The 11,649-nt window shown below is 69.7% G+C and carries 7 protein-coding genes; 1 reads left to right on the top strand and 6 read right to left on the bottom strand.

The features are described from left to right. Window positions 1-30: 30 nt before the first annotated feature. The 6 genes from K8640_RS27745 to K8640_RS27720 form a co-directional block, all read right to left on the bottom strand. On the bottom strand, window positions 31-1,302 hold the full coding sequence (locus K8640_RS27745; RefSeq protein ID WP_223749807.1) for an efflux RND transporter periplasmic adaptor subunit: 1,272 nt from the start codon (window positions 1,300-1,302) through the stop codon (window positions 31-33). Between the two features lie 208 nt (window positions 1,303-1,510). After that, the gene (locus tag K8640_RS27740; protein WP_223749806.1) at window positions 1,511-2,485 is read right to left on the bottom strand and encodes an ADYC domain-containing protein; all 975 of its coding nucleotides are present in this window, start codon (window positions 2,483-2,485) and stop codon (window positions 1,511-1,513) included. A gap of 189 nt (window positions 2,486-2,674) precedes the next feature. Then, a complete protein-coding gene (locus K8640_RS27735; protein ID WP_223749886.1) occupies window positions 2,675-6,481 on the bottom strand; it encodes a bifunctional serine/threonine-protein kinase/formylglycine-generating enzyme family protein in 3,807 nt (1,268 codons plus the stop codon). A 120-nt stretch (window positions 6,482-6,601) separates the two neighbouring features. Then, window positions 6,602-7,072 carry a response regulator gene (locus K8640_RS27730; RefSeq protein ID WP_223749805.1) on the bottom strand — a complete coding sequence of 157 codons (471 nt, stop codon included), beginning with the start codon at window positions 7,070-7,072 and terminating at the stop codon, window positions 6,602-6,604. Window positions 7,073-7,223: 151 nt separating this feature from the next. Beyond that, window positions 7,224-8,888: an Ig-like domain-containing protein gene (locus tag K8640_RS27725; protein ID WP_223749804.1), complete on the bottom strand. Its 1,665-nt coding sequence runs from the start codon at window positions 8,886-8,888 to the stop codon at window positions 7,224-7,226. A gap of 352 nt (window positions 8,889-9,240) precedes the next feature. Then, the gene (locus tag K8640_RS27720; protein WP_223749803.1) at window positions 9,241-10,914 is read right to left on the bottom strand and encodes a carboxypeptidase-like regulatory domain-containing protein; all 1,674 of its coding nucleotides are present in this window, start codon (window positions 10,912-10,914) and stop codon (window positions 9,241-9,243) included. Window positions 10,915-11,159: 245 nt separating this feature from the next. Here K8640_RS27720 and K8640_RS27715 point away from each other — a divergent pair, with 245 nt between their 5' ends. Beyond that, window positions 11,160-11,603: an HIT family protein gene (locus tag K8640_RS27715; RefSeq protein ID WP_223749802.1), complete on the top strand. Its 444-nt coding sequence runs from the start codon at window positions 11,160-11,162 to the stop codon at window positions 11,601-11,603. The last annotated feature ends 46 nt before the right edge of the window (window positions 11,604-11,649 follow it).

Raw genomic sequence — 11,649 nt, 5'->3', positions numbered from 1 at the left:
CCCGACAGGAGGCGAAGGAACGACGTGGGCTCAGGGCGTGGGCTGCGTCGCGCCCTCGGTGGAGCCTCGCGGCGACTGCGTGGGACGTGCACCGTCGTCGCGCCCGGCCGGTGGTGACCTGGGCGCGGCGCCTTCGCCCTGCTGAGCACCACCACCGCCGACGCCCGGGCCCTCGTCCCCGCGCGGCGAGTCCCCCTCACGCGGCGGCGCGACCTTCACCTGCATGCCCTCGCTCACCTCATCGCGCGCCGAGCCGAGCAACACCACGTCTCCTTGCTGGAGTCCCTGGCGCACCTCCACCCGCTTCTCGACGTCGTCGCGCAGTCCCAGCGTGACGCTCACGCGCTCCACCTTCTCGTCGCGCACGCGCAGCACGGAGGGCTTGCCCTCCGCGTCGTCGATGGCGTCCAGCGGCACCGCCAGCGCTCGCACCGACTCCGAGGCCACGCGTCCCTCCGCGAACAGACCCGCGAGCAATTGCAGGTTCGTGTTCGGAATCGCGACGTAGATGCGCACCTGCCCCGTGTTCGGGTCCACCACCGGGTTGATGCGCTCCACCTGCCCGGTGAACGCGCGGTTCCCATAGCCGGTGACCCGGAACTCCACGGGCGTCCGGGCCTTCACCTGGTCCAGGTTCGCCGCCGGCACGGAGGCCTCCAGGCGCAACGTGCGCGGGTCCACCACCGTGAACAACGGCGCACCGGGCTGCACCACGTCACCGGCGCTCGCCTGCCGCTCACTGACGACCCCCGCGAAGGGCGCGACGACGCGCGTGCGTCCCAGCTGTTCCTGCGCCAACGCGTAGCGCGAGCGCGCCTCCGCGAGCTGCCCCCTCGCCTGCGCCACGGAGAGCTGGGCCCGATCGAAGTCCCGCTGGGTGATGACCCCCGCCTGGGCCAGCTTCGCGCTGCGCTCCTGCTCGGCCTCGGCCACCTGCAAGGCATTGCGCGCCGTCGCCACCGCGGTGCGCGCGGCGATGACCTGGTCCCGCAGCGTCGCGTCGTCGATGCGCGCCAGTTCCTGGCCCTGCTTCACCACCTGGCCTTGCTGCGCCTTGAGGTCGAGGATGGTGCCGCCCACCTGCGCGCGGACCGCCGCCGCGGTGCGGGCTTGGAGCGTGCCGGAGATGCCGGGGCCGGAGCGCAGCTCGCTCGCCTGGACGCGCGCCACGTTCTCCTGTCCCAAGGTCAGCACGGGCGGGGCCAAAGGTGCCGCCTCCTCCGAGCCCTTCTTGCATCCGGCCACCGCGCAGGCAGCCGCCAGCAGCACCCCCTTGATTCCGCCAGCGACCGTCCCTCTCATCCGTCGGGCTCGTCTCACCGCGCGTCTCCGTCCTCCGCCAGTCCCTCCCCTGCCCCTGGCGGGCCGGCTAAACGTGGTGTCGGCCCCTCGCCTCCGGAAGTCGGCCTCTCGTGTCGCCCACCCCAGGAGACAAAGGCAGGCCGCCTGCTCCCGGGCACAGCGGGCAGCCAGCCTCACCGAGCGGATGCCGCGCCCTTCGCGTCCGTGGTTACGGCGCCACCGGGACTTCACTCATCAGCAGCGTGCCGCCCGTCTCGAAGCTGGAGGACGGGCCACAGGTGGGGACCACCGTGCCCGACGCGCACGCCACCGCCTGCGTCCCCGCGCGCGTCGTCTGCGAGCGGCAGCGCGCTCCCGCCGCGTCCCACTCCGCCTCCAGGCTCCAGCTCTCGGTGTCCTGCTGCACGCCCGCGGCGTCGTACAGGTTCACCCAGTTCCCATCCGTCGTATACGACGTGCCGTCGCCACAGAAGTCCGCGCGCACCATGCGCGTGCAGGCCTGGTGCAGCTCGCCCAGGCTCTGGCCATTCACGCTGCCCGCCCACGGGCGGTAGCCGAAGCGCACGCACTTGGCCAGGGCCGCGCCCTCGCACGCGAAGGTGAAGGCCTGCGCGTCCTCGAGCTTCGCGCCGCCGCCCGCCACGCCCTGCCGGTAGTCCCAGCGCCCCGTCAGCGCAATCGCCCCGAGCGCTGAGCCATCCGCCGCCTGGCACGCGGGCTTCCACGCCCCTTCGTCGGCCGCGTAGTAGGAGACGCGATACACCCAGACATCCGCGCTCGCGCCCGTGGCCGGCTGGATGTCATCGATGCGCAGGGGAACCGTGTCCCCGCTCCCGAGCTCCCCCACGAAGCGCGCCCCGAGGAAGTCCATCCCGGACACCACGCCCTGCGACGTCGCGCCGTGGAGGACGCTGCCGTCCAGCCACGTGTCCGACAGCGCGGGAGCCCCCGCGTCCGCGCGCTCGGCGCCCGCGAAGCGCACCGACACCAGCATCTGCCCCAGCTCCGTGCTGTTGAGATTGCGCCCGTTGAGGTTGCGGCCATTCAGGTTGCGCCCGTTGGGCGACGACAACCCGGCCACCTGGGTTCCCAGCGTCCGGGACTCCTCGACCTCCACCGCGCTTCCACAACCCCAAAGCCCGCAGGCGATGACCACCGCCCCCACCATCCGCCTCGCCACCATGCCCCGACCCTCCCCGGCCCTGCGCTACTGGACACAAGGTTCGCAGGAGCCTGCCCGCTCGCAAGGAGGAGTGATGACCCCACGACAATCGTCCCACCCTCGAGGGGGTGGCGAGCAGGCACGACAGGGTGAACGGGCGCTTCCAACGTCCTGTGCCGGGCCACTCCCCGGACCCACATCCGGGAAGGCTCACGGCCTGGGTGCGGACAGGTCCGCGCACACGCGCAGGCCCATCGTCACGTCGCGCAACGACGGCTCGGGCAATTCGCGGTTCGTCGAGCGCGCGGAGGTGGCCGCGAACGCGAAGCTCCCACCTCGCGCCACCGCGCGCCCTGGCTCCAGCCACGAGCGGGTCCACTCCCAGACATTGCCCGCCATGTCATCCACGCCGAACGGACTGCGTGACGCGGGGTGGCTGCCCACCTCGTCCGGACCGAAGCCTCCGGGCTGCTTGCCGTACGTGGTGTCGATGTTCGCGTCGTCCGGGCCCAGCCTGTCGCCGTGCGGGAACTCGCGTCCGTCCACACCGCGCGCCGCGCGCTCCCACTCGAGCTCCGAGCACAGCCGCGCCCCCGGCACCCTTCCGCTGAAGGACAGCCAGGACACGTACGTCTCCGCGTCGGAGAAGGAGATGCCGCTCACCGGGAAGCGCAGCCAGTCCTGCGTCCCGCGGCGGGTGCGGTTCGCGTAGCGGATGGGCTCGTCCGCGCGGGCCTCGTAGGGCACGTTGCCGGGCTGGAAGCGCAGCCGCCAGACACCGTCCACCTGGTCCAGCGCGAGGTGCCCCGCATAGCCCCCCGTGCCCACGCGGGGGCTGTGCGCGGCGCGTGACTCGGGGGACAGGGTCTCCAGGAAGACGAGCCAGTCCGCGTACGTCACCTCGTGCCGCGCGATGAGGAAGCCCGGCACCTGCACCGCGTGCTGCGGCACCGCGTTGAAGAACTCGCGCACGCTGGCGTCCGCGGCGCTGCCGAAGCGGACCTCGCCCGGGGGAACGAAGACGAAGCCCGAGGGAATCGAGCCCTCGCGCGGCAGGCGCAACTCCAGTCGCCGTGCCTCTCCGCGACGCAGGAGCAGCGGCTGCGTCACGGCCTCGTGGTGCGGCGCGCGCAACGTGAGCCGATAGGCGCCCGGTGGCACGGAGACGTCCATCCAGGGCTCGGACTCCAGCGGCAGCGGCTCACCGGGCTGCTCGTTGCCGAGCGTGTCGCGCGTCAGCGGACGCAGCTCCACCTGCACGTCGTGCGCGGCGACGCCCAGGGTGAGTCGGGCGGGCGCGGTCCATCGCCGCCAGCGCTCACCGTGCGCGTCGTAGAGGCGCAGGCGCTGGAGCAGCGTGGGCACCATGGCCACTTCTCCGTCCTGCTCGGCCCACAGGGCGCGCTCGAAGAGGAAGTCGGCGAGCGCGTCGCGGACCTCGGGCCGCTCGGGCGCGAGCGCGAGGGCCCGCTCGAGTCGTCCTGCGACTCCATCGAAGCGATGGCGCACCTGCGCGGCGCGCGCGACGCTCTTGCCCCACAGCCGCTCCGCCTCGGGCTTCTGGCCGCTGCCGTAGAGACGGAAGGCCTCCGAGCGCTCGGAGTGGAGCAGGTCCTTGGTCTCCAGCGCGGACTCGAGTGACTTGCGCGCCTCTTCGAGCTCCGCGCGCACCTGACGCTCCAGGCTCCAGCGCTCGCGCAGCTTGAGGCCCCCGTAGACGAGGCCGAGCGAGAGGACGAAGCCCACCACGAGCGCGTGGCGCAGACCGCGGCTGCGGATGAGCGTGCGGCGGGAGGCGCGCAGGAAGTCGCGCTCGCGGCGGTTGAGCTCGGCCACGTCCAGCACCGCCGCCTCGGCGAGCTGACGTGAGCCCCAGAGCAGCTCGCGCGAGTGGTGGTGCTTCTCCCAGTGGGCCGCGGCCGTCTCCAGCAGCGCCTGGACCTCGCGCCGCTCGGCGGCCTCGGTCAGCCAGTGCGCGAGCGAGTCCCAGCCCGACAGGAGCGCCTCGTGGGCCAGCTCATAGGACGTGCCCTCCGGGGCCTCGCGCGCCACGAGCAGGCGCGCGCGGACCAGGGCCTCGAGCGCTGCCTGGTAGCGCGGGTCGTCTCCGGCGAGCTCGCGGTCCGTCTTGCGCGCGCGGGTCCCGTCGGCGGTGACGAGTCGGAGCAGGACGCCTCGCGCCGCGACGCGCTGGTCTGGCAAGAGGCGCTCCACCGCCGCGTCCGCGTGTCGGGCCAGGGCTCCGGCCACGCCGCCCATCGAATCGAGCGCGGCCTGGGTGATCATCTGCGTCTTCGTGTCGCGGGCCTCCCAGAGCTCGGCGAGCGCGAACTGGAGCAGCGGCAGGCCACCCTCAGCCGCGGCGGTGACGAGCGCGTCGACGAGGGACTCCGACTCGAAGCGGACGCCCTTGACGCGTGAGGGGCCGGTGACGGCCTCGCGGGTCTCCTCGGCGGTGAGGGCGCGCAGGAGGTACAGCGCGCGGGGGACCTCGGCGCCCAGGCCGGGCACGGCGGTGAGCCGGGTGAGGAAGTCGCTGCGGCTGGAGGCGAGCAGCCGCACCCCGCTGGCCCCCTCCGCGAGGCTGCCGAGGGCCTGTCCCGCGAGCGCCGCCTCGTTGGGCTCGGCGAGCGTCGCCAGTTCCTCGAGCTGATCCACGTAGACGAGCAGGCCCTCACGGGCGCCCAGACGGGCGCGCAGGCGACGGGCGAGGCACGCGGGCTCGGCGCGCAGCGCCTCGGCGAGGAGCTCCTCCTCGGTGGCGAGGAGCGCGGCGAGCGCGGCGGAGAGCGCGACCAGGGGCTTGCGTCCCGGGACCAGGCGGACGGTGTGCCAGCGACGGCCGTCCTCGAGCCCGCCATCGACGACGGCGGGGAGGATGCCGGCGAGGCACAGGGAGGACTTGCCGACGCCGGAGTCGCCGGTGATGAGCAGGAAGGACTCGCCGCGCAGGCGCTCCAGCACGGCGCGGCACTCGCGGCGGCGGCCGAAGAAGAGGGCGCGGTGCTCGGCCTCGAAGGCGCGCAGGCCGCGATAGGGATTGCCCTCGGGGACGTGGGTGGGCGTGTCCTCGCGGCACAGGGCCTCCAGGGCCTCGAGGAGCTGGGCGGCGGAGGCGAAGCGCTCGGAGGGCTCGCGGCGCAGGCAGCGGTCGATGATGGCGGCGAAGGTCGGGTCCACCTGCGGAGAGACTTCGCCCAGGGGCAGGGCGTCCTGGGTGCGCACGACGTGAGGCAGCTCGCGCCAGACGACGTCGCGGTAGGGGCCTCGGCCCACGCAGAGTTCGTAGAGGACGATGCCCAGCGAGTACACGTCGCTGCGGGCCGACAGCTCCTCGCCGGCCCAGGCCTCGGGAGACATGTAGTACGGCGTGCCGACGAGGGCGCCCTGGGGCAGCGAGGGCAGGAAGACGCCGTCGAGCGAGCGGGCGGAGAAGTGCGGGTTGAGCTCCGGGTCCAGGTCCATGGGGAGCTCGGGTGGGGTGGTGGTGCGAGGAGAGGGCACCTCGTCGCCCACCGCGCCGTCGAGCAGCTTGGCGAGGCCGAAGTCGAGCAGCTTCACGGCGCCGCTCTCGGTGAGCACGGCGTTGCCGGGCTTGATGTCGCGGTGGAGCACGCCCCGACGGTGGGCGGCGCTGAGGCCCCGGGCGAGGTCCCGACCGATGGCGAGCACGCGCTCCCAGCGCAGGGGTTTGACGAGCCGGTCCAGGCTGACGCCGCGGATGAACTCGGAGATGAGGTAGGGCTGTTCGTCGAGTTGTCCCACCCGGTAGAGGGTGACGACGTTGGGGTGCTGGATGCGGGCGGCGGCGCGGGCCTCGACGAGGAAGCGCGCCAGGGCATTGGGGCCGAGGGCGGGGATGAACTTCACCGCCACGGGGCGTTCGAGCAGGGTGTCCTGGGCCAGGTACACCCGCCCCGTGCGTCCCCGGCCGATGGGCCGAACGATTCGGTACTCGTCGAACTCCTCCGGAGGAGTCCACGAGTCTGGCGGCCGGAAGGTGGCGGGGGTGCCCACTCCCACGGGCTAGGCATCCGGACGTCCCGCGGCAACCCTTCCCCCGTCCGAAAGGGCAGGAGCGCGCCGGAAGGGGCCACCCGATGTCGGGTGGTCATCACTTCCGGAGGGTGGCCGACGTCAGCCTTCCTGTCCGTTCGGCTTACGCGACTTGCTTGGCTTGAGCATGTTTCGGATCTTGTTCTCCAGGTCCGAGGGCAGGCACGGCTTGGCGACGAACTCGTCGGCGCCGGCCTCGCGGGCGTGCTCGGCGTTGCCCGCGAGCACGTGGCCGGTCAGCGCCATGACGGGGATATCGCGGGTCCGAGTGTCCTGTTTGATACGTCGGGTGGCCTCCCAGCCGTCCATGACGGGCAGGGAGAGGTCCATGAGGATGATGTCCGGCTCACTCGTCTGGGCCTTCTCCACCGCCTCGACGCCGTCCCGGGCGGTGTCCACCTCGAAGCCGACGAACTCCAGGTATTCCGCGTACATCTCGCGGGCATCGTCGAAGTCGTCGACGACGAGGATGCGCTTGCGGTTCACGGGGGACACGGCCGGGGTCGCGTCCGCCACCGGCTCTTCCGAAGTCTGGATGGCCGTGCGCTTCATGAAGCAGGTGCCTCGCGTGTAGGGAAACAGCGGTAGACACGACAATCTATGCACGCATCCGTCATCGCGCCCACCCCACATCGCCCCAGGGGGCACCCCACCACCGTTCAATGGAGAACGGTGGTGCACGGCGTGGCCCGTGTCGCGGGGGTCAGTCGTTGGAGATGTAGACCTGGATGAAGTGCTGCGCATTCGGCGGCTGACCCGTGGATTCGATTCGAGTCACCAGGAACCGTCCGTCCGGAGTGACTCCGAATCGGGGTGAGGGATTCGGAGTCAAATCGGGCGGCGGACGCAGCAGCCCCTCGAGAGGAACCCATTCGCCACCAACGAGCTTTCGCATGTGCAGCGTCTCGGGCTGCCCAGCGGCCTCCGGCTCCCCCAGGAGGACCACCAGCGCCCCCGAGGAATCCAAAGCGAAGCGACGCACTTCAGCCCTAGCCCCAGCTGGGAACCGTTCTTCGAAGGCACTGCCAAGCTCGCGCCATGCAGCGCTCCGCCACTCCCAAAAAGAGAGTTTTGCCGCATCATGAATCGCCACGAGAGGGCGCCCAGGGGCCCCCACACCCCAGGCCCATCCACTCGGGTGCCCCAGCGTCAATGGCGTGCTCTTCCATTCTCCCTCACTCCACCAGCGCGTCTCGTAGCGAATGGTATCACCCGAGGCATTCATCTCTCCCCAGATGACAACTGGATTCCCGCCCCCATCGAGTTCCATCGCCGTCGAGCCCACACTCCAATTTTCTGCGGGTCGAAACAGGCCCCGTCGAAGCCAGGTTGTGCCATCCCATTCATAAACGAAGAACTCCTCGCGGATGGCGAAGCTCACGAACCAACGCCCCTTCCCATTCGTTCTCAAGGAGAGTCCCCAACAGTAGGTTTTCGGGGCACGAATCACGGCACCCATCGAGACCCATTCACTCCCCGTCCATCGCCGGACATGAACTTCCCCCACTTCATCGTCGAGCCACCCCACCACCGGGTGCTGACTCTCATCCAGGCGCGCATTGAAATAGGTGACCCTCCCAGCAACCCTCAGTGGAGTTCCGCCCAGCAATTCCCAGGCAGCGCCCGCCCATTGATGAATGAACACGCCTCCGCTACCGCTGTCTCCCCATGCGACAAGGGGCCTGCCCGACGTCGGGACGAGCACCTCGGGAAAGCTGGGCGTGCTGTATTGAGGAGGGTCGCTCGTAAGCGCATTGCCCAGCGGGAGGAAGCCAGGAACCGTCCAGCGCCATTCATCACCCTGCTGAATTGAGTTTCCAGCCAAGTCTGTCACAGAGGAATCCATCACCACCTGGACAGCCACATCCTTCGGCAGTCGGCTCGCTGGACTTATCGTCAACACCCTACCGTCTGAGGACAGGGCCACGTCCCCTGCGATGACTTTGGAGTCCACCTCCAGACGAACGGAGGACACATGAACTGTCGACGGCTCGAGCCCCTCTGAAAACTCAGCGCGAACCGTATGACCAGCTCGGACTTGAGAGTCGCCTGGCGAGGGAACGCGCGACAAGAGGACCGGAGCTGTTCTATCCACCCTCAACAATCGTGGCTCGCTCAGGAACACCCGCTCCGCCAGTGTCGTCCGCACGAGCAGCTCGTGGTCTCCCTCTGACAACGCCTGCGTCTCCAGGCGCAGCCTGTACGGAGGAAGCAACGTCTCCACCGCAATACCATCCACCAGCAACTCCACCTTCTCCGGTGAGGCTCCCGTCAGTTCGACCTGGAGGTCGACACCACCGTTCGTCGCCGCCCGGGACAGGATGAGCCGTGCCCCCACGGTGGGCAGCCCAGCGTCGGGCACCTCCATGGGAGGCTCCTCCACATGGATGTCTGGGATATCGAGGCAAGCGCTCCAGAGGAGCCCGAGGGAGACGACGACAAGACGCAATGTGGAATGACGCATGACGTGACAGGAGGGCAATTTGCGTTCCATCGATGCCGGGCCTCGCGCAGCCCCCAGACGGAGCCCGGTCACTCACGAGGCCCCTGAAGAAATCTCACGCAGCAGACGGGCGTCCACATGGAAGGACACACCGTCCACCCAGGGGGCCTGGAATCCTCGATGGGCCTCCACAAACAGCAACGCCCCCGTGGAAATCCACGGGGGCGTCATCAGCCTCGGACGGCGCTACGTCGAGCCATCATTCGGCGGGGCTGTCTCAGGGAGTCGGGGCGGGGGTGATGCCCAGGCCAGTCACCGTGAGGTCCGTGACGACAGGCTGGCCCCAGATGTTCTCGTACGTCTGGTTGATGCCACGGCTGGCCAGCTTCGAGAATGCAACCGTGAACCCGGAAACGAGGGTCGGATTGATGGGCGCATAAGCCGCCCCCGAGGGATGCTGGAACGTGAAGTAATAACGGGTGCTGAATCCGGATTCCGTGATGGCGAAAACGGGCCGCTCGGGCTGGCTTGCATTCGTGATGAACGGCGCGGTCGGCTCATCCATGTACAGGGGGAAGCCCTGTCCACTGATGTTATTGACCTCACCGTACGAGACACCACCCACAGTGCCGTTGCCGTCGAGGTCGTAATTGAACAAGACCTGGACCTGCCCGTCCCCGACACGCAACGGGGAGAGGGGCGAGCTGAAGGTGAAGTAAACGCGTTCCCCTGTCGTGAGCTGCTGCGCAACGGGAGGAAGCGAGCTCTCCCTGTAACGAGCTTCCGTGACGGTCACCGCCGCGGGGGCCGTCGGCTCACCGCCAAAGAAGAAGCCGACTCGCTCGTAGATCTCCCCCGTCTCCACGGAGACGGCCCTCAGGTCCAGGTTGTACTCCTTGCCCGTCTGAATCGCGCCGGTAGAGGGGGTGATGGTGGCGCTGTAGCCGCCGTTCCCCAGTGCCACGGTGGCGGGCAGCGCCTCCTTGGCGTACTCGTCCGTCAGGCGCGCCAGCAGCGAGCCCTGCTGCACGGGCTGGTTGAAGTACAGATAGATGGGCTCGCCCGGGCGCACCATGTTGTGCAGCGGCTGCGAGCTCGAGGCTCCACGCAGCATCGCCACGTTGCTGGACTCGACGAACAGCGCGCTGCCCGTGGGCCGCGACGCCGGCAGGTTCAGGATGCGCGTGGTGCCGACCGACACCACGGACGCGGCCGAGTAGGTATCCACGTAGCCGTTGATCTCCGGGACGCCATCGCCGTTCGAGTCCGTCGGCGCCACCCACAGACGGTACTGCCCCGTCTGGTTCGTGAAGCGCGCCAGCTCCTGCGCGGCGGGGATGTTCTGGAACAGCAGCACGCCCTGCTCGTCGGACGTCGCCTCCACCACCACCGTGCTCACCACACTCGTGGTGTCATCGCTGTTCCTCAAGACCACCGTGCCAGCCGGCGAGGCCTCGAGCGTCGCGCGCACGTTCGCCGCGGGACGCCCCTGCGGCGTCACCAGCAGGAAGCGCAGCGAGCCGTCCAGCCGCGTCAGCGTCACCGGACCGAAGCTCACGTTCGCGTTGTTGATGGGCACGTTGCCCGCCGACGAAGGCACCTCCGAAGTGGCGCGCAGCGTCGCATAGCCCGTCTTCGTGAACGTCAGCAGCACCTGCGAGCCCGCCGGGACACCCTTGAACTCGAAGTTGCCCTTCGCGTCCGTCGTCCCCGCCAGCGGCTCATCCGAGCTGCCAATCGTGATCTCCACCGACGCATCCGCCAGCGGCTTGAGGTCCGTCCCCAACACCTGGCCCGACACCGTCCCCTTCGGCGTCGCCGGCGTCACCACCGTGACGTTGTCCGGCTCACGCACGCCGTCCGCGATTCCGTCCCCGTTCTCGTCCTTGAAATCGTCTCCACACCCGAGCGCCAGGAACGGCACAACGGCCATGACCAGATGCTTCTTCATCTTCCCCACCTTGTATTGGATTGGCTCTGACGCCCCAAAACCCCGAAAGAGCGCGCATCGGACACTCTCCGACCCGGGCCCTCCACGTCAAGAAGGTGACAGTCGCGGGTGCATCGCCACTCGGTGGCGTGCCCCGGCGATCACATACCTCCAGGGTCCGACAGCAGGGTCCATCCAGACCCTGATGGGTTGAATCTCATCCATTGAGACGCGTTACCTGAGCGGATGGCTGATACCTTGCCCGCATGGTGGATGTGAATGAACCGTGTCTCGGCTGCGCCATCACTCGCGGTGAGCACCGCCCCGTCGGAGGCATCCTGGCTCGCGCTCCCGGGCTCGTGCTGCACGGCGTCGCCGGTCCCAGCCCCGTGCCGGGGTGGGTGGTCATCTCCAGCGAGCAGCACGCCCGCGCCTGGTACGAGCTGGATGACGGGACCTCCCGGGAACTGGGAGCCTTCGCCGCCCGCGTCATGAGGGCCCAACGCGAGGTCCTTGGCGCCGAGCACGCCTATGCCTTCGCCATCGGCGACGTGCTCCGGCACTGCCACCTGCACCTGGTGCCTCGTTTCGCCGGGACGCCCCAGCGCCTGTGGGGCCGCGCCGTGTTCGACGCCCCTGTCGCCGACCACTTGCCCGCCGAGGCGCTGGAGGCCGCCGCTCGCGCCCTGGCCGCCGCACTGTCCGGCTGAGGTCCCCACTCGGGGGGACGTGCTAGACCCACCCTCTCCCTCCTCC

This window comes from Myxococcus sp. XM-1-1-1 (genome assembly GCF_020037095.1).
GTDB classification, from domain to species: domain Bacteria; phylum Myxococcota; class Myxococcia; order Myxococcales; family Myxococcaceae; genus Myxococcus; species Myxococcus fulvus.
Note: the sequence above shows the minus strand (reverse complement) of the source record. Positions and strands in the feature narration are given on the sequence as shown.